This window comes from Cryptosporangium aurantiacum, from assembly GCF_900143005.1.
Classification (GTDB): domain Bacteria; phylum Actinomycetota; class Actinomycetes; order Mycobacteriales; family Cryptosporangiaceae; genus Cryptosporangium; species Cryptosporangium aurantiacum.
This window is the reverse complement of record NZ_FRCS01000003.1, coordinates 119,223-137,433: the sequence shown is the minus strand read 5'-3', so window position 1 is coordinate 137,433 and position 18,211 is coordinate 119,223. Positions and strand designations below refer to the sequence as shown.

Below are 18,211 nucleotides of genomic sequence, written 5' to 3'. Positions count from 1 at the left end.
TGCGTGGAACCTCAGCGCCGGTACCAGGGGGTGCGTACCGCGCGCCGCCGACGGCGGACACCGACCAGGACCAGTACGAGGACGGCGGCAGCGCTCGCCGCGGAGATCGCCCGGGTGCGGGGGCTGGTGTTTGTGGCTGCCTGCCTGGCCTTGGCGGTGTAGACGCGGGTGTGTTCGAGGGCTGGTCCGGCTTTGCCGCGTGCGGTGATCGTGGCGCGCGCGGTTGCCTGCCGGGCTTGGACACGGGTGTCGGCGAGGCGGGCCTGGACGCGGCCGCGGATGTCGGTCTTCGCGGCGAGCGCGTCGACGGTGGCGCCGAGGTCGGCGCGGGTCTCGTCGATCTCGGCACGGATGGTGTCCGGATCGGTCGGCGCGGGGCTGGCGGTGGGGGAATTGGTCATCGGTGTGCGTGCTCCTCGGTGGTCGGGGCGTCGGAGCCACGCCGGCGCCGTCCCCGGGGGTGGTACCCAGCCGTTGTCGTCTCAATCGATTCGGGAGCCGGGCTGCGCCCGGTGAGGCGCTGCGGTCAGCTGATCGGGCCGGAGGTGGCGAACCGGCCGGTGGCGTCCATCCGGACGGCCAGCACCGCGAGATACAGCTCCAGCAGCGCGCGGGTGCTGGTCAGCCGTCTGCCGGTCAACGCCTCGATGCGGTGCGCACGCTTGAGCACGGTGTTGCGGTGGCAGTACAGCTTGCGGGCCGCAGCGGCGAACGAGCCGTCGGCGTCCACCAGCGCCTCGAGCGTGGCGAGGTAGACCTCGAGTTCCCCGGCGCGCACCGTGAGCAGGCCGCCGAGCGTGTGCCGAACCAGGACGTCGGAGACCTCCGGCACCGCGGCGATCATCGTGTGCGGGAGCCGGTCGGTGACCTGGGTGATGCCCTGGTAGCCGGAGGGCAGCGTCCGAAGGGCGAGCGCCGTCAATCGGTACGCGGTGGCGACGTCCTCGAAGCCGTGGATCAGTGGTGAGACGGTCACCGATCCGGGCAGGCAGTTTCCCAGGATCGCCGCGAGCTCCGGCAGGTCGTCGGCCGCCCCCCAGGCGATCAGCCCGACGTCCCGGGGGCCCTGGGTGACCCACGCCGAGGTGTAGCCGGCCGACCGCAGGGCGGTCGTCGGATGGCCGGAGCCGACCGACGACACGACGACGACGCGCGGCCCGCGCGGCGGGATCCCCAGCACGTCGGCGGCCTCCTCCTCGGCGCCCTGCGCGGTGGGCGCCCGTTCCAGCAGCGCGGAGAGCACCTGTTCACGGCGGCGCTGCGCGGTGCGTCGCAGACGGTTCCGCTCGACGCGGTAGGCCTTGGTCACGACCGTCGACACCCGGTCGAGCGCGTCCCAGACGACGGCCGCCTCCTCCAGCAGCCGGTGGGCGCCGCCGTCGCCGGAGCAGCCGGCCTCCCTGACCAGCCCGTGCCAGATCGTGCGCGCGCACAGCCGGAAGTTGTGCAGTAGCCACTCCACCGGCACACGCTGCTGCGCGCGGCGGCGGCCGGTATCGGTCAGCGAGATCCGCTGGCCCTCACCGCTCAGCTCGCAGAGCATCTGCTCGATGCTCACCGCGCACGCCTCACGCATCTCGGCGACGGTGACGACCTCGGAGCCGGGCAGGTCGGGTAACGCGGCGAGGACCTGCTGAGACACCTCCGCCGTGAGGGTCGTGAGATGTCGCTCCCGGAGACGGACGGCCAGCGCCGACACGCTCGGGCCCGCAGGCGCTGCCATAACGGCGCACGATACGCGTCGCCGATCGGCGCGACAGCGATTCGCCTGTCCGGCGGAGCGACAGGTGTGCACTCCGCACACCGAGCTGGAGAACACAGGGTGCTGTCGATACCCATCACGGTCCATGCGACGAGCGACGAGCGATACCCGCGCACACACTGTCGCCACCCCGCACTCAGGAGGTTTCCGTGGCACTGACCGTTGACGACCTCCATGTCTCCTATGGCGGGGCGGTGCGGGCACTCCGTGGGATCTCGCTCGCGGTGCCCGACGGCGCCATCGCGGCGGTGCTGGGCAGCAACGGCGCGGGGAAGAGCACGCTGTTGCGAGCCGTCTCAGGCGCGCTGCGCAGCCGCGGCGGGCGAATCGACCGCGGCACCGTCCGCCTCGACGACGCCGACCTGAGCAGGCTCGACCCCGCGGCCATCGTCCGCAGGGGAGTTGCGCACGTCCCGGAGGGACGGAAGATCTTCGGCCGGCTGACCGTCGAGGAGAACCTTCGCGCCGGCGGGCTGGGCAACCCCAGCCGGGCCGCCCGCGCCGCCGCCCGCGAGCGCGTCCACGAGCTGTTTCCCATCCTCGCCCAGCGGCGGACGCAACGGGGCGGACTGCTGTCGGGCGGCGAGCAGCAGATGCTCGCGATCGGCCGCGCGCTGATGGCCGGACCGCGGCTGCTGCTGCTCGACGAACCATCGCTGGGCCTGGCACCGAAGGTCATCGGACAGATCGGAGAGGTCATCACCGAGATCAACCGGCAGGGCACGTCGGTCCTGCTGATCGAACAGAACGCGACGATGGCGCTGCGCGTGGCGTCGGAAGCGTTCGTCCTGGACGTCGGGACCGTGTCGCTGTCGGGTAGCGCCGACGAACTGTCCCGCAACGACGACGTCAAACGGCTCTACCTCGGCGTCCGGCCGGAGAGCACCGAGGAACGTCCGGTCCTCTCCCGGTGGTCGGAATGATCGACCGCCTCGAGGTCGACGACGTCAGCGTGCGGTTCGGCGCGGTCGCCGCGCTGTCGGAGGTCTCGTTCACGGTCGAGCCCGGCACCATCCACGCGGTCATCGGCCCGAACGGCGCGGGCAAGTCCACGCTGTTCAACGTGTTGTCCGGGGTCTACCGCGCGGCCGCCGGGCAAGTGCGGTTCGGCGAGGTGCGCCTGGACCGCATGCGCCCCTTCCAGGTCGCCGGCGCAGGCGTCGCCCGGACGTTCCAGAACATCGCGCTCTCGGCGCACCAGACCGTGGCGCAGAACCTGATGCTCGGCCGGCACCACCTCACCCGGACGGGGTTCCTCGCCGGTGGTCTCGGCCTGCCCCGCGAAGGCCGGGAGCGCCGCAAGCACGCGGCCCGGGTCGCCGAGATCGCCGAGTTCCTGGAGCTGGGCGACGTGCTCACCACACCGGTCGGGGTGCTGCCCTACGGCGTGCAGAAGCGGGTCGAGGCCGCCCGGGCGCTCTGCGCCGAGCCGCGTCTGCTGCTGCTCGACGAGCCGGTGGCCGGCATGAACGCCGACGAGACCCGCCGGATGGCCGACACGGTCCGATCCATCCGCGCGGCGCTGGACATCACGATCGTGCTGGTCGAGCACGACATGGGGATGGTCATGGCACTGGCTGACCGAGTCACCGTGCTCGACTTCGGCCGTCGGATCGCCGATGGCACCCCGGACGAAGTGCAGTCCGACCCGGACGTGATCCGGGCCTACCTGGGGGCGACATGACGCAGTTCCTCTCGCTACTGCTGAACGGCGTCTCGCTCGGCGCCATGTACGCGCTGATCGCGCTGGGCTTCGTGATCATCTTCAAGTCGAGCGGCGTGGTGAACTTCGCCCACGGATCGTTCCTGCTGCTCGGCGCCTACGCGGTGGTCCGGCTCTCAGAGCCACTCGGGTTCTGGGCGGGCGCTCTCGCCGGGGTGGCGCTCACCGCCGCGGCGGCATGGCTCATCGAGCGGCTCGTGCTCGCCCGCCTGCGGGGATCCTCCGACATCAGCCTCGCCGTGGTCACGATCGGCATCGACATCCTGCTGCTCACCGACCTGGTCCGACGGATCGGCTCGGACATCCTCAACGTCCCGCACCCCTGGGGCGGGGACGTCGTCCGGCTCGGTGACGTCGGCATCAGCACGAACCGTGCGCTGGCGATCGGCATGGCCGCGCTGCTGATCGGTGGGTTCTTCGCCGCGTTCAAGTACTCCAGCTGGGGCGTGGCGATGCGCGCGGTGGCCGAGGACGGCGACACCGCCGCGCTGATGGGCATCCGGCAGGGCCGGGTCTCGGCGATCGCCTGGCTGGTCGCCGGTTTGCTCGCCGCGGTGGCGGCACTGTTCCTGGTCGGCTCGCCGACGCCTGGTGTCAGCCCGGCCGTCTACACGGTCGCGCTCGGCGCGATCCCGGCCGCGGTCCTCGGCGGTCTGGACTCGACCGGCGGCGCGCTCGCCGGCGGACTGCTGATCGGTGTCGCCGAGGCGCTCGCCGCCGGCTACCAGGACCAGCTGCTCTTCCTCGGCCGCGGCTTCGGTGCGGTGGTGCCGTACCTGGTGATGATCGTCGTCCTGCTGGTCCGCCCGTCGGGGCTGTTCGGCACCCGGGAGATGACCCGTGTCTAGGCTGCGCTGGATCCTGCCGGCGATCGCGCTGCTGATCCTCCCGTTCTACGTGGACGAGTTCTGGCTCCGGACCGGTTTCGCGATCTGCGGCGCCGCGATCGGTGCGCTCGGGCTCAACCTGCTGCTGGGGACCACCGGTCAGCTGTCGCTCGCGCACTCGTTCTTCCTGGCGGTCGGCGCGATCGGCTACACGTATTTCGCCGACAGCCTCGGCTGGCCACCGGCGCTCGCGATGCTCATCGCCGTCGGCCTGGCCGGGCTCGCCGGGCTGGCGTTCAGCCCGCTGGCCGCCCGTCTCCGGGGCATCTACCTCGGTGTCGCGTCGCTGGCGCTGGTGTTCGGAGGCCAGCACGTCCTCAACAGCTGGACGTCGGTGACCGGCGGCTTCAACGGACGTTCGGTGCCGGACTTCTCGCTGTTCGGCTTTCCGTTCGCGGACACCCCGCGGGTGGTCCTGCTCGGCGTCCCGTTCGCTGAGTCCGAACGCCTCTGGTACCTCGGCCTCGCGTTGCTCCTCGGCGCCTTTCTGTTCGCCCGCAACCTCGTCCGCAGCCGCCCCGGCACCGCGCTGCAGGCCGTCCGCGACAGCGAGATCGCCGCGTCGGTCATGGGCGTCAACGTCCAGCGTTACAAGGCCGGGGTCTTCCTGGTCAGCTCCGCCTTCGCCGGGCTCTCCGGCGTTCTGTACGCGCTGTCGATCGGCAGCGTCGCACCCGAGTCCTTCGGACTCTTCGTCTCCATCCAATACCTCGCGATGGTCATCCTGGGCGGCCTCGGGTCGCTGGGTGGCGCGGTTCTCGGCGCTGCGTTCGTGACCGCTCTGCCACTGGTTCTCCAGCGTTATGCGGACGAACTGCCGCTGGTCACCGGCGCCGGTGGGGACGGTCTGGCTGCCGGAGAGGCCGCTCGCTACCTCTACGGACTCGCGATCGTCCTGGTCGTCCTGTTCCAGCCGGCGGGCCTGGCCGGACTCGCCCGCCGCTTCCGATTCCGTACCGCTCACGTGCGAAGGGGCACACCTGATGAGAACACCAGCGTTGATCCGGGTAGCGGCGATCGCGGCCGCGCTCTCGATGATCGTGACCGGGTGCAGCAGTAAGGCCGAGAACGGCTCGGACGGAGGGTCCGGGGACGTCGCCACCGACGTCGGCGTCGAGGGCGACACGATCACGCTCGGTGTGCTCACCGACCTGACCGGCGTCTTCGCCTCGATCGGCAAGGACATGACCAACGGCAACTCGCTGTACTGGAAGACCGCGAAGGTCTGCGACAAGTACACGGTGAAGCTCGACGTGCAGGACACCCAGTACGTGCCCCAGCAGGGCGTCCAGCTCTACAGCTCGATGAAGTCGGACGTCCTGGCCATGCAGCAGACGATCGGCTCCCCGATCAACGCGGCGCTGGCCAAGGACTTCGTGGCCGACAAGATCGTGAACTTCCCGTCCGCGCTGGGTGAGGTGCTCACCGACATCCCCGGCACCGCGGTGCTCGGCCCGACCTACGACGTCGAGATGTCCAACGGCCTCGACTACCTCTTCCGGCAGAAGATGCTGAAGGAGGGTGACACGGTCGGCCACATCTACTTCGAGGGCGAGTACGGCGAGACCGGCCTGGAGGGCACCCGCCACGTCGCCAAGGCGAAGAAGCTGCAGGTCGTCGAAGCCCAGATCAAGCCCACTGACCAGGACATGAGCGCCCAGGTCAGCCAGTTCAAGGCCCGCGGCGTCGACGCGATCGCGCTGACCGTCGCGCCGCCCCAGCTCGCGTCCGTCGCGGCGGCGTCCCAGGCCCAGGGCCTCGACGTGCCGATCGTCTCCAGCGCGCCGGTGTTCGCGCCGGGGCTGCTCGCCGGGCCGACCGCCCCCTGGCTGAAGTCGCACCTCTACGTGGCGGCGCAGACGTCCACCTTCGAGGCTCACCCCGATCTCTACGAGCAGTACACCAAGGCCTACCCCAAGGAGAAGAGCGCCAGCGCCGGCGTGATCTTCGGCTACGGCATGGGGGAGGTCATGAAGCAGGTGCTCGACGCGGCCTGCGAGAAGGGTGACCTGACCCGGCAGGGCGTGCTCGACGCGTTCAACGGGCTGAAGAAGATCGACACTGGTGGGCTGCTGGTGCCGATCGACGGCTTCACGCTGGGCCGGTCGCCCAGCCTGTACAGCTTCATCTATCGCCCGGCCGACGTGCCCGGTGGCGCGACGATCGTCCAGGACGCGTTCCAGGGTCAGTTCGCCGAGGCGCTCGCCGGGAGCTGACAGACCGGCGGGACGCGGGCCGCCGGCCCGCGTCCCGCCGATCGTGGCGCTCAGTTCTCCGGGATCGGCCTCCCGAAGGTCGCGAGCGTGACGTCGGCCGGCTCCGGTCCGCCGCGCTTTCCGGTGTCGAGTGCGTCGATCGCGGCGAGGTCGGCGTCGGTGAGCTCGAAGTCGAACACCGCGAAGTTCTCGGCGATGCGCTCCGGGCGGACGGACTTCGGGATCACCGAGCGGCCCTGCTGCAGCCCCCAGCGCAACATGACTTGCGCGGGCGTCTTGCCGTGCGCGGCGGCGATCCGGCCGATCACCGGGTCGTCGAGGGTGCTGGTGTGGCCGCTGTCGCGGTAGAAGGTGATGCCGCCGATCGGTGCCCAGGCCTGGGTGAGGATGCCGTGCTCGGCGTCGAACTTCTGCACTTCGCGCTGGGCGAAGTACGGGTGGACCTCGATCTGATTGACCGCCGGGACCGTGCTCGCTTCGTCGAGCAGCGCCACCAGGTGGTCGACCATGAAGTTGCTGACGCCGATGGCGCGGACCTTGCCGTCGGCGAGCAGCGTTTCGAGGGCGCGGTAGGCCTCGCGGGTCTTGTCGAAGCCCGACGGGAGGGCCTGGTGGAGGATGAGCAGGTCGATCTGGTCGACGCCGAGTTTGCGAGCGCTCTTCTCGAACCCGTGCAGGGTCTGGTCGTAGCCGTAGTCGCTGATCCAGATCTTGGTCTCGAGGAAGACCTCGTGACGGGGGAGTCCGGACTCGCGGATCGCCTCGCCGACCTGGCGTTCGTTGCCGTACGCGGCGGCGGTGTCGATGTGCCGGTAGCCGGTGCTCAGAGCCGCTGTGACCGCGGCGCGGGTCTCGTCCGGCGGAGTCTGGAAGACGCCCAGGCCGAGGGCCGGCATCGGAACGCCGTTGTTGAGCGTGAGGGTGTGCATCAAACGTCCTCTGCGATCGTGAGGTCTCGAGTGGCGGCCCAGCTGGCGAGCAGCTTCAGGCCGTCGGCCGCGGGTGTGCCGGCGGCGGCGGTGTAGACGTTCAGGCATAGTCCGGGTTCGGACGGCAGTTCCATCGACTCGAAGTCCAGGTCGAGCTGCCCCACGATCGGGTGGCGGAGCCGTTTCTGGCCACTGCGGTGGTACCGCACGTCGTGGGACGCCCAGCGCGTGCGGAAGACCTCGCTCTGGGTGGAGAGCTCGCCGATCAGTTCGATCAGCGCGCGGTCGTGCGGGTTCTGGCCGGCTTCGAGCCGGAGCATCGCGGCGGCGTCGTTGGCGATGCGGTCCCAGTCGACGAAAAAGTCGCGGGCGGCCGGGTCGAGGTAGACGAACCGTGCGGTGTTGGCCGGCCGGCGTGGATCGGCGAGCACGGGGGCGTAGAGGGCTCGGGCGAGGCGATTCATCGCGACGATGTCGTGGCGGCCGTTGCGCACCCAGGCGGGCGCGTCGCCGATCGCATCGAGGACCTGCTGGATGACGGGGCGGACGCCGGACGGCGTAGCGCGGCGGGGACGCGATGCCGGGCCCGCCGCCCGGGCCAGCGCGAAGAGGTGATCGCGCTCGGCGTCGTCGAGCTGCAGTGCCCTGGCGATGGCATCGAGCACGCTCTCGGAGGCACCGGCGAGGTTCCCGCGCTCCATGCGGACGTAGTAGTCGATGGAGACCCCGGCGAGCAGCGCGACCTCTTCCCGGCGGAGCCCCTTGACGCGCCGGTGTCCGCCGTAGGCAGGCAGCCCCGCCTGCTCGGGGGTGAGTCGCGCCCGCCGCGAAGACAGGAACTCGCGAATCTCGGCGCGGTGGTCGATCTGGCCCATAACTCCAGGCTAGGCCGCCTTTGAGAAGGAGGGAGGGTCTGTCAGTACCCCCGAAGACTGGGCCCGCGCCGAGGGGGTACCGCGAGGGCCTGCACACTTCCTGCCGCCACGGCGGTTTCTGGGCCGCCGGCGGCATCGGCGGTGGGCAGGCCGAGGCAGTCCGCGTGCCGTTCGCCGACGGCGCGGTCGGTCTCCTCGCGGTGCTCTCGGCCAAGCAACTCGGCGCCGAGCGGATCATCCTCATGGGCAGGCACAAGACCCGCACCGACCTCGGCCGCGAAGTTCGGCGCCACCGACGTCGTCGCCGAGCGCGGCGAGGAAGGCATCGAGCAGGGCCGCGAGCTGACCGGCGGCGAGGGCACCCACGTCGTCATCGAAGCCGTCGGCCACCGCCCCGCCTACGATCAAGCCCTCGGCGTCGTCCGGCCGGGCGGCATCATCAGCCGGGTCGGCGTCCCCAGTACGAGAACGCCCCCGTCGGGTTCGGCAGCCTCTTCCGCCACAACATCACGCTCACCGGCGGACCGGCCCGGGTGCGCGCCTACCTCGAGACCCTGCTCCCGGCCGTCCTCGACGGGACCGTCGAGCCCGGCAAGGTCTTCGACCACATGGTCAGCATCGAGGAGACATCCGAGGCTACCGGGCGATGGACCAGCGCGACGCGCTCAAGGTTCTGATCCGGCCTACAGCTGGTAGTACCCCGCACACGTCGGCGCGTCGATGATCCGGATCGCGGTCACGGTGCCCATGGGGTTGAGATCGTGGCTCCACCCACGATTCGTCGGTAGGCAGGCCACGAACTCGCCGAACTTGAGCAGCGCGACGTCGTCGTTGCGGGTGTTGTAGACGACCAGGGCTCCCCGGCTCCGCGAGCCCAAGGTCTGGAAGTAGTTCGTCTTGTCCTGGTAGGCCGCCGAGGGCCTGCTGGCGAAGTAGTCGCTCGTGGTCCGGTAGAAGCAGACCCGCGGGTAAATGCAGCCGGCGAACGAGTCCGCCTGTGCCGGCGAGGCCGACGCGAAGGCGCCCGTGAGCACCGCCGAGGCGAGCACGGCAAGCGTGAGCACGGCCCGCCGGCCCACCCCGCGGCTGCGTCGTAAAGGACTCGAGGACATCGTCGTACCTCCGGTCGCCGACAAACACTCGGGCTCAGCGCCCCGCCGAGGTGGGCCAGCCTGGCCCATCCCCGGCGGCTACAGCAACCGGATTGCGCGAATTCGCTCTGATTTGCTCACGGCCGGTCCGGGGCCAGCGGGGACGGCGGCACCCGGAGGATCCGGGCGGCCCAGGCCGGCAGCCACCAGTTCCACCGGCCCATCATCGCCACGGTCGCCGGCACCAGCACCGACCGGATCAGCGTGGCGTCGATCAGGATGCCGAGCGCGAGGCCGGTGGCGAACACCGACACGTCGAGCTCGCCGCCCATGGCCATCGAGGCGAACGAGAAGAACAGGATCAACGCGGCCGCGGTCACCAGGCGTCCGGTGCGTCCCACGCCGTTGATCACGGCGCGCCCGGTGGAGCCGGTCCGGTCGTACTCCTCCCGCATCCGGGACAGGATGAAGACCTCGTAGTCCATCGACAGCCCGTAGAGGAACGCGAAGATCGTCACCGGGACGAACGAACCGATCGAACCGTCCGGTCGGATGCCGAGGAGAGCCTCGGTGCCCCAGCCCCACTGCCACAGGACGACCATCGCGCCGAGGACCGCACCCAGCGACAGCAGGTTCAGCACGATCGCCTTGATCGGGATGAGCAGCGAGCGGAACGCCCGCGCCAGCACGACGAACGTCACCAGCGCGACCAGCGCCAGCATCCACGGGATCATCGCGTAGGTCGCGTCCAGGTACTCGACCTGCTGGGTGATGTTCCCGCCGACCAGCACATCGTCCGGAACGGCCGCCACCACCTGCGAGATCGTCACCCGACCGGCCGGATCGCCACCTTCGTGAACCGGGAGGACGGTGAGGAGCGACGGATCGGCGGGGGAGGCGGCGACGGCGTGGATGTCGGCGAGGTCCGTGATCGAGTCGGCCACCGTCGCGGTGTTCTGTCCGGGTGGGACATACACCTCGAACGACGTCAGGACGCCGCGCGGCACGCCGGCCCGGTCCAAGGTGAGCAGGGCGTCGTGGCCGGGCCCCGACGTACGGAGGTGGTCGGTGGTCGGGACGTTGAGGTTGATCGTGGTGGCGACCAGGCACAGACCGCCCAGGAACGCGGCGGTCACCAGCGCGGCGGGCCGGCGGAACCGAACGGCCAGCCGAGCCCAGCCGGTCCAGGTCCGGCTCGCGGCTTCCTCCCGCTCGTCCAGGCCCTGCCTGCGCCGCAGCCGACGGCCGTACCGCTCGAGCAGAACCGGGAGCAGCACCAGCGTCACCAGCGCACTGGACGCCGTGACCAGCATGCCGCCGATGCCGAGGCTGCGGAGCAGCGGAATCGGGAGCACGAGCATAGTCACCAGGCCGAACGCCACCGCGAGGCTGCTGAAGACGACGGCGTGCCCGGCGGTGCCCATGGCGCGGTGCACCGCTTCGGCGTCGTCGTTCCCGCGGGCACGTTCCTCCCGCCACCGGGTCACGAGGATCAACGCGTAATCGATCGCGATGCCGATGCCGAACAGCGGCAGCATGATCACCGTGGTCTCGTGGATCGTTACGAACGGGCTCACGACGAGCAGGCCGAGGAACGAGATCGGAACGGCCACGAACGCGACGAGGAGCGGCACGAGGGCGAGCGAGGACCGGAAGATCCACAGCAGCACGGCCAGCGCCGCGACGATCGTGATCGCCAGCTTGATCGGGACGTTCAGCCCACCGGCGTCGGTGCCGGTTGCGAGCGAGTCGAGCCCGGTGACCTGCACGCGACTGCCCGGCGGCAGCTCCGCAGCCATCGCGGAGGTGAGCGCCTCGTGGATCAGGGCGCCTTCGCCGAGCGCGCTCCCCGGTAGACCGCCCACCTCGGCGGTCGGTGGGTAGACGAGCCCGAACGTCACCCGGCCGTCGGCGCCGACGAAGCCCGGATCGCCCGCATCGGCGTAGGAGACGGAGCGACCGTCGGCGAGGGCCGCGGCACGGTCGAACGCCGCGCCGAGTGCGGCGCGGACGCCGGGGGAGTCGACGGTCGTGTCGCCGGCCAGCGTCACCACCGGGACCAGCGGTCGTTCGTACCCGCCGGCGGCGGCCACCTGCTCGATCTTCTGGTTGGCCCGGTAACTGTCCAGCCCCGGGTACTCGTTCCGCTCCGAAACGGACGGAAGGACGAGCGCGATCGACGCTCCACCGACCGCGAGGAGCAGCACGATCGTCGCGGTCATCAGGCGCCGGTGTCCCAGCACGAATCTCGAGAAAGCTTCCATGTCCACCAGCGGACCAGCCGGCTCTTCAACCGCTCTGGGACCGCTCTGGGGAAACTCTGTGGACCTGGGGGCTCGACGGTCAAACTGGTCGGTGGCGGCCAGACTGAGGACGTGAAGACAGGCCCTCGCATCCTGGTCGTGGACGACGAACGTTATCTCGCCGATCTGGTGGCGACGGCGTTGCGCTACGAGAGCTTCCGCACCGAGGTCGCCTACAGCGGGCGTGACGCGGTCGCCGCGGTCGGCGGCTTCGATCCGCACCTCATCGTGCTCGACGTCGTCCTGCCGGACTTCTCCGGCATCGAGGTGTGTCGTCAGCTGAGGCGGCGCGGGTGTAGCGCGCCGGTGGTCTTCCTGACCGCACGGGACGCGACCGAGGACAAGGTCAACGGGCTGACCGTCGGCGGCGACGACTACGTCACGAAGCCGTTCAGCATCGAAGAACTCGTGGCGCGGATCCGGGCGGTGCTCCGCCGCGCGCAGCAGGTCCGGAGCGACGCCGTCCTGACCTTCGCCGACCTGGAGATCGACGACGGCGCCCACGTCGTGCGTCGCCAGGGCCGGGTGATCGACCTGACCCCGACCGAGTTCCGGCTGCTGCACCTGCTGGTCGCGAACGCCGGTCGGGTGCTGTCCAAGGGCCAGATCCGGGAGCACGTCTGGGAGTACGACTTCGGCGGCAACGACGCCAACGTGCAGACGTACATCTCCTACCTTCGTCGCAAGGTCGACGCCTTCGACCCGCCGCTGATCCATACGGTGCCGAGGGTCGGCTACGTGGTGCGGATTCCGGGCGCCTGATGTCGCTGCGGGCACGCCTGGTCCTCACCGTGATGACGATGGTGACGCTGGGCCTCTTCGTGATGGTCGGTGCGATCTTCGGTGCGCTGCAGGACCTCCGCGGTGATCGGACCGACGACGTTCTGGCCGCGGTCGCCCGCGAGGCGGACCGCGCCACCGGGGAGACCGACGCCCGGCTGCTGGAGCACCTCGTGCCGGGGGAGGGCGCCGGGCCGGTTTGGCGGCGGCTGGCCGAGGCCGGTGACCTCCCGTCGTTCTACCAGTTGCGCGACGCCGAGGGGCGGGTCCTCGACACCGTCGCGTTCGGACCTCGGCCGGACCTGGGTGACGAGTTGCCCGGCGAACTGCGCCCGGCCGACGGGCCAGACGGCGTCCGGCTGGCTGAACGAGGCTCGCACTGGCGGCTGATGGCCACCCGAGTCGACGGACGGGACACCGTCCTGGTGCTCGGCATGCGCACCGACGTCGCTGACGAGTTCAGCGCGCGGGTCCGTAACACCGCGCTGATCACCGGCGCCGCGGTGCTGCTCGGGCTCGGTTTGCTCTCGCTGCGGACGGTACGCGTGGCACTGCGTCCGCTCGACGAGATCGCGACGACCGCCGCGGCGATCGGCGCGGGTGACTTGTCGTCCCGGGTGGCCACCGCCGACGCCCGGACGGAGGTCGGGAGGCTGGGGCGTGCGCTGAACGCGATGCTCGGACAGATCGAGGCGGCGTTCGCGGCGCGGAGGCGTTCGGAGGATCGGCTCCGGCGGTTCGTCGCGGACGCTTCGCACGAGCTCCGGACGCCGATCGCGACCGTGCGCGGTTACGCGGAGCTGTTCCGCCGGGGCGCGTCGAGCCGCCCGGACGACCTGGCCGACGTGCTGCTCCGGATCGAGTCGGAAGCGACCAGGATGGGGCATCTGGTCGACGAACTCCTGCTCCTGGCCCGGCTCGACCAGGGCCGGCCGCTCAGCAGTGAGCCCGTGGACCTGGTAGCGCTGGTCGATCGTGCGGTCGCCGACGCCGGCGCGGTGGACGCCGACCGGCAGATCACCGTCGAGACGGACGGCGCGGTGCTGGTGAACGGAGACCCGGAGCGGCTGCGTCAGGTGCTCGACAACCTGTTGGCGAACGTCCGGCTGCACACACCGCCCGGCACGCCGGCCATCGTCCGAGTGGTCACGGAGCGCGCCGCAGCGGTGGTCGAGGTGTCCGACGCCGGCCCCGGTATCCCCGCCGACCTGCGTGAGCGGGTGTTCGAACGGTTCTTCCGGGGTGCCGACGCGGTTCGTTCGGCTTCCGATGGAGGGTCGGGGCTGGGGCTCTCGATCGTCGTCGCCGTCGTCGAGGCGCACGGCGGGCGGGTGAGTGCCGAGACCGCGTCGGCCGGTGGTGCCCGAATCCGGATCGAGCTGCCGCGCTCCCCGTGAACTAGCCCGACGCGCGGGTTGACACGGCCGCGCCGAAGCGTAACAGTAAACCAAATGGTTCACCGTCAGTTTGCAGCCCTGGGCGACCCGACCCGCCTGGCGATCGTCGAACGGCTCGTGCGCGGGCCGACGTCCGCCGGTGACCTCGCAGCGCCGACGTCGATGTCGCTGCCCGCCGTCCTCAAGCACGTCCGCGTGCTCGAGGAGGCCGGCCTGGTGACGACGGTCAAACGCGGCCGCGTACGCGAGTGCCGGTTGCGTGACGACGCGCTCGTCGCCGTGGCGACGTGGACCGCACAGCAGCAGGCGCTCTGGTCGACCCGGCTGGACGCTCTCGGCACCCTCCTGGAGGACACATGACCAACGCCCCGCTCCTGTCGTTCGACCTCGACCGCACCTACCCCGCGCCACCCGAGCGGGTGTGGGCCGCCTTCACCCGCGCTGACCTGCTGGAGCGCTGGGTCCTTCCCGACCCGGAGTGGCGCCTGGCGAAGTGCGAGGTCGACGCCCGCGAGGGTGGGGGCTACCGGCTGCGGTTCGGCCCCCGCCCGGACGGCGACGCGTACAGCGAGGTGGCGACCTTCGCGGTTTTCGAACCCGTGGAGCGGCTCGTGTTCGACGTGCTCACCGAGGGGGAGGGCACCTCGGAGCGCTCCCGCTGCACGGTGCTGCTCCTGCCGGTCGAGGGTGGGACCCGGCTGGAGCTCACGGTCGAGGGCCTGTCGGGTCCGCAGGCGGCCGAGCACCTGCGCACGGGTTGGCAGTGGTGCCTGGAGGGCATCGCCGCGCAGCTCGATGCCGCAGCGCTGTGATCCCCACCACCCTGGCGCGGAGCCTCTCAGTCGGGGACGGACCAGAGGTTGACTCCGCGCCCACTGGTTGACGCCAGGAGCGCACCGTCCGGGCTGAACGCGACGGCCGGGGTCGCCTCGCCGTCCTTCGTACTGGAGTCCAGGGGCTCGCCGATCTGCTTCCCGGTGCCGGTGTCCCACAGCCGAACAGCCCCGACGTCCTCTGCCGAAGCCGCCCGGTTCCCGTCGCGGCTGAACGTGACCGCGACGACCTCGTCCTGGTGACCGGAGAGCGGGTTCCCGATCCGTTCTCCGGTCTCCGGATTCCACCGGAGCACGTTCTTGTCGGTGCCGCCGGTCAACAGCTGTTCGGCTGCCGGGCTGAACGCGACGCAGGTGCCCCGGATTTCGTCGCCGAGAATCGTTCGGCTCTCGGCGTCGTAGAGCCGCACCTTGCCGTCCGGACCGACCGCCGCCACGGTCTTACCGTCCCGGCTGAAGGCGAGCCCCCGGACACTGTCGACCTTGGTCTCGATCGGCCCGCCGCCGTCGCCGGCTCGCTTGGCAACGTCCCAGACGTACACCGTGCCCCCACCGCCGCCGGAGACGAGCTTCCGAGAGTCGGGGCTGAACGCCAGCTCGCTGACGTAGTCCTGGTGGAGTCTCAGCAGGATTTGAGCCTCGCCCGGCCCGGTCAGATCCCACAGCCAGATGTTGCCCTCGCTGTCACCGGCCACGACCCGCTTACCGTCCGGACTGATCACTGCGCCGTACAGGCCGGCCTGGCGGGTCCCGTACGCGGTGGTCAACTGCTTCAGCAGCCTGCCGGTGGAGGTCTCCCAGACCCAGATCTGCTGATATCCGGCGGTGAGGACCTGCTTCCCGTCCGGGCTGAACACGACCGAGTCGTACACCTGGGGGTTCGCGTCTTCGGCACCGGTCAGCGTGCGGAGCAGGGACGGCGAGTCCGCCTCGCTCAGGATGCGGTACAGGCCAAAACCGCCTGCGAGGACGACGACCGTGGCGATCGCCGTGACGACCAGCCACTTCCGGCGGGCTGACCGGGCGTTCGGAGCCGGCGGCGGCGGCGGCGGAGCCGGGGCCGGGGTGGGAAACGGCGGCGGGGGCGGGGCACTGGCCCGGTGGACGTGGAGGCTACCCGTGGCCACCACCAGCTCCGGCTGATCCAGCACCGTGGGCGGGTGCCCCAGCGAGCGATGAAGGCCTCGGGTCAGGCCGGGCAGGCGCGTCGAGCCGCCGACCAGGAACACGGCGTGCAGGGTCTCCGGTCGCAGGCCAGTCTGCCGGAGCACTTCGTGACAGGCGGCGAGCGTCCGCTCGATCAACGGCCGGGTCAGCTCGTCGAGTTGCTCGCGTCCCAGCACGATCTCGTCGTCGAGATGGGGCACGTGGACGAACGTGGTGGCGCTGGTCGCCAGGATCTCCTTGGCGGTGCGGACCTGCTCGAGGAACGTCCAGCGAGCGCGCCGGTCGGCGGTCGTCGCCGGGTTGAGCAGGCGGGCCCACGTCGATTCGTGCGCCGGATACGCCGCCGCGAACGAGGCCACGATCGCGTGATCAACATCCGCGCCACCCACGTCCGGGATGCCGCCGGTCGCCAGCACCGTGTACCCACGATCGGGCTCGGCTCGCACCACGGTGGCGTCGAACGTGCCGGCGCCCAGGTCGTACACCAACGCGATCGCGCCCGGCGGTAACCGGTCCGGGTGGTCGTGAACGAACGCGGCGGCCGCGGCCAGCGGCTCGGCCACCAGCCGGACACGGTGCCATCCGACCCGGGCGGCGGCGTCGAGCAGTACCTGACGACGGGGCCCGCCCCACACCGCGGGATGGGTGAGCACGACCTCGTCGAGCCCACTGTCCGTCGTCGGGATGCCGGTGACCCGGTCCACCTCGTCCGCGATCCGCCGGAACACCGACGTGACCACCTCGACAGGCAGCCACTCCCGTTCGCCGAGCAGCACGCCGCCGTCGATCAGATGTCGCTTGGGGTGCGGCTCGAACGCCGCCGGATGACGCTGGGCAGTGTGCTGGGCCGCCTTGCCGACCAGCAGCCCGCCGTCGACCGCGCACACGGCGGACGGTAGCTGTTGCTGGCCGTCGAACAGCAGCGGCCGGAATCGGCGGTCCGGTCCGGCGAGCACCGCCACCGTGTTCGAGGTTCCGAAGTCCACGCCCAGCCGGTAACCCGCTGCCACCCGCACAGACTAGTGAGCGGTCCAGGTGACGCCGCCCTCGGGAAGGTGTTACGAAGGTGCCGTTGGGGTTCCTGATCGGAAGAGAGGCCTTGACGATGCCCGGTGACCTCGCCGGTAAGACGATCGTGATCACCGGTGCTACGTCGGGTATCGGGGCGTCCGCCGCGCGCACCCTGGCCGGTCGGGGCGCGACCGTGGTCCCCACCGGACGCTCACCGGAGCGCGCCGCCGCCCTGTCGGCCGAACTCGGCACCGAGGTGCCGATCGCCGACTTCGCCCGGTTCTCCGACGTCCGGGCGTTAGCCGCGCAGGTGCTGGATCGCTGTCCGCGGATCGACGTCCTCGTGCACAACGCCGGCGGCATGGTGCCGGAGCGCTCGGACACCGAGGACGGGCACGAGACGACCCTCCAGACGAACTACCTCGCGCCGTTCCTGCTGCAGTCGCTGGTGCACGAGCGCTTGGCCGAGTCTCGTGCTCTCGTGATCGTCACCAGCAGCGTCGCGCACCGGGCCGGGCAAATCCGGCTGGACGATCTGGAGTACCGGAAGCGCCGGTACTCCGCCGGCGTCGCCTACGGCACCGCGAAGCTCGCCGATCTGCTGTTCAGCCGCGAGCTCGCACGCCGGGCGGAGCAGACCGGCATCACGTCGGTCGCGTTCCATCCCGGTGCGGTGGCGTCCGACTTCGGCCGGGGTACGACCGGTGCCGCCGGCCTGGTCTACAACACCGCGCTCGGGCGACGCTTGTTCACGATCGACAACGACGAAGGCGCGCGCCCGCTGGTCCACCTGGCCGCCGACGTGGTTCCCCAGGCGGTCAACGGCCAGTACTACAACAAGCTCAAGCCGGACGCCTCGACGTCGGCGCAGGCGCGGGATGCCGACCTCGCTCAGCGGCTCTGGGAAGCCACCGAGGAGCTTCTCGCTTCGTCGGAGAAGTCCTGACGCGGGCAGGCCGCGTCCGGAGCCGACCCGGGCAGGACGCTGTGGCGTCCTGCCCGGGCTGTCGTGGCATGTCGGGCCGCGGCTGGCATCGGCGCCAGCCGAGAACCCGTCATCCGGCGGGCCGCACGTTTCCTGCTGACCGGCAACTATCACCTCGCCGCTGACATGCTTCAGGAAGGCCTGATGCGGGTCCATCGGCTTTCGCCGGTTATTCGTTCCGGGATCCGGTGCCGCAGACCGTGCGGGTAGGCGACCGGACGATCGTCCGGCAGGAGTGTCATCAGACGTTCT

17 protein-coding genes and 1 pseudogene are annotated in these 18,211 nt (G+C 70.7%); 11 read left to right on the top strand and 7 right to left on the bottom strand.

What is annotated here, in order from left to right; genetic code table 11:
• Positions 1 to 11: 11 nt before the first annotated feature.
• Complete coding sequence (locus BUB75_RS11475; RefSeq protein WP_073255646.1) at positions 12 to 401, bottom strand: DUF3618 domain-containing protein; 390 nt, start codon at positions 399 to 401, stop codon at positions 12 to 14.
• Positions 402 to 526: 125 nt separating this feature from the next.
• Positions 527 to 1,723, bottom strand: a complete 1,197-nt coding sequence (locus tag BUB75_RS11470; RefSeq protein ID WP_178379834.1) for a PucR family transcriptional regulator — start codon at positions 1,721 to 1,723, stop codon at positions 527 to 529.
• Between the two features lie 188 nt (positions 1,724 to 1,911).
• Between BUB75_RS11470 and BUB75_RS11465 the strand changes: the two genes are divergently transcribed.
• Genes BUB75_RS11465 through BUB75_RS11445 form a run of 5 tightly spaced genes read left to right on the top strand, consistent with a single transcriptional unit; the run spans position 1,912 to position 6,588 of the window.
• Positions 1,912 to 2,685, top strand: a complete 774-nt coding sequence (locus BUB75_RS11465) for an ABC transporter ATP-binding protein (RefSeq protein WP_218617437.1) — start codon at positions 1,912 to 1,914, stop codon at positions 2,683 to 2,685.
• Positions 2,682 to 3,446, top strand: coding sequence for an ABC transporter ATP-binding protein (locus BUB75_RS11460; protein WP_073257090.1), 765 nt, complete (start codon positions 2,682 to 2,684; stop codon positions 3,444 to 3,446). Before BUB75_RS11465 ends, BUB75_RS11460 begins: the two co-directional genes overlap by 4 nt.
• On the top strand, positions 3,443 to 4,333 hold the full coding sequence (locus BUB75_RS11455; RefSeq protein ID WP_073255640.1) for a branched-chain amino acid ABC transporter permease: 891 nt from the start codon (positions 3,443 to 3,445) through the stop codon (positions 4,331 to 4,333). Before BUB75_RS11460 ends, BUB75_RS11455 begins: the two co-directional genes overlap by 4 nt.
• The gene (locus BUB75_RS11450; protein ID WP_073255637.1) at positions 4,326 to 5,432 is read left to right on the top strand and encodes a branched-chain amino acid ABC transporter permease; all 1,107 of its coding nucleotides are present in this window, start codon (positions 4,326 to 4,328) and stop codon (positions 5,430 to 5,432) included. The genes BUB75_RS11455 and BUB75_RS11450 overlap by 8 nt, the downstream gene beginning before the upstream one ends.
• Positions 5,356 to 6,588 (top strand): ABC transporter substrate-binding protein, encoded by a 1,233-nt coding sequence (locus BUB75_RS11445; protein WP_073255634.1) that lies wholly within the window; start codon positions 5,356 to 5,358, stop codon positions 6,586 to 6,588. The genes BUB75_RS11450 and BUB75_RS11445 overlap by 77 nt, the downstream gene beginning before the upstream one ends.
• Before the next feature lie 50 nt (positions 6,589 to 6,638).
• On the opposite strand, the gene BUB75_RS11440 is transcribed toward BUB75_RS11445, so the two are convergent.
• Positions 6,639 to 7,517 (bottom strand): aldo/keto reductase, encoded by an 879-nt coding sequence (locus BUB75_RS11440; RefSeq protein ID WP_073255631.1) that lies wholly within the window; start codon positions 7,515 to 7,517, stop codon positions 6,639 to 6,641.
• Positions 7,517 to 8,392 (bottom strand): helix-turn-helix transcriptional regulator, encoded by an 876-nt coding sequence (locus tag BUB75_RS11435; protein WP_073255628.1) that lies wholly within the window; start codon positions 8,390 to 8,392, stop codon positions 7,517 to 7,519. Before BUB75_RS11435 ends, BUB75_RS11440 begins: the two co-directional genes overlap by 1 nt.
• A gap of 80 nt (positions 8,393 to 8,472) precedes the next feature.
• Here BUB75_RS11435 and BUB75_RS48465 point away from each other — a divergent pair.
• Positions 8,473 to 9,116, top strand: a pseudogene (locus BUB75_RS48465) (zinc-binding dehydrogenase); the annotation flags it as partial.
• On the opposite strand, the gene BUB75_RS11425 reads toward BUB75_RS48465, so the two are convergent.
• A complete protein-coding gene (locus BUB75_RS11425) occupies positions 9,076 to 9,504 on the bottom strand; it encodes a hypothetical protein (RefSeq protein WP_143175149.1) in 429 nt (142 codons plus the stop codon). The pseudogene BUB75_RS48465 and the gene BUB75_RS11425 sit on opposite strands and share 41 nt — an antisense overlap.
• 116 nt (positions 9,505 to 9,620) lie before the next feature.
• A complete protein-coding gene (locus tag BUB75_RS11420) occupies positions 9,621 to 11,705 on the bottom strand; it encodes an MMPL family transporter (RefSeq protein ID WP_218617436.1) in 2,085 nt (694 codons plus the stop codon).
• A 153-nt stretch (positions 11,706 to 11,858) separates the two neighbouring features.
• Between BUB75_RS11420 and BUB75_RS11415 the strand changes: the two genes are divergently transcribed.
• The 4 genes from BUB75_RS11415 to BUB75_RS11400 are packed head-to-tail and all read left to right on the top strand — an operon-like array spanning position 11,859 to position 14,775.
• Positions 11,859 to 12,548 (top strand): response regulator transcription factor, encoded by a 690-nt coding sequence (locus BUB75_RS11415; RefSeq protein ID WP_178379833.1) that lies wholly within the window; start codon positions 11,859 to 11,861, stop codon positions 12,546 to 12,548.
• A complete protein-coding gene (locus BUB75_RS11410; protein WP_073255618.1) occupies positions 12,548 to 13,963 on the top strand; it encodes a sensor histidine kinase in 1,416 nt (471 codons plus the stop codon). The genes BUB75_RS11415 and BUB75_RS11410 overlap by 1 nt, the downstream gene beginning before the upstream one ends.
• Positions 13,964 to 14,017: 54 nt before the next feature.
• A complete protein-coding gene (locus BUB75_RS11405; protein WP_073255615.1) occupies positions 14,018 to 14,323 on the top strand; it encodes an ArsR/SmtB family transcription factor in 306 nt (101 codons plus the stop codon).
• Positions 14,320 to 14,775 (top strand): SRPBCC domain-containing protein, encoded by a 456-nt coding sequence (locus BUB75_RS11400; RefSeq protein WP_073255612.1) that lies wholly within the window; start codon positions 14,320 to 14,322, stop codon positions 14,773 to 14,775. Before BUB75_RS11405 ends, BUB75_RS11400 begins: the two co-directional genes overlap by 4 nt.
• Positions 14,776 to 14,801: 26 nt before the next feature.
• On the opposite strand, the gene BUB75_RS11395 is transcribed toward BUB75_RS11400, so the two are convergent.
• Entirely contained in the window at positions 14,802 to 16,973 is a 2,172-nt protein-coding gene (locus tag BUB75_RS11395; RefSeq protein WP_178379832.1) for an Hsp70 family protein, read from the bottom strand.
• Between the two features lie 56 nt (positions 16,974 to 17,029).
• On the opposite strand from BUB75_RS11395, the gene BUB75_RS11390 reads away from it, so the two are divergent.
• Positions 17,030 to 17,920: an SDR family NAD(P)-dependent oxidoreductase gene (locus tag BUB75_RS11390; protein ID WP_218617435.1), complete on the top strand. Its 891-nt coding sequence runs from the start codon at positions 17,030 to 17,032 to the stop codon at positions 17,918 to 17,920.
• Positions 17,921 to 18,211: the final 291 nt, after the last annotated feature.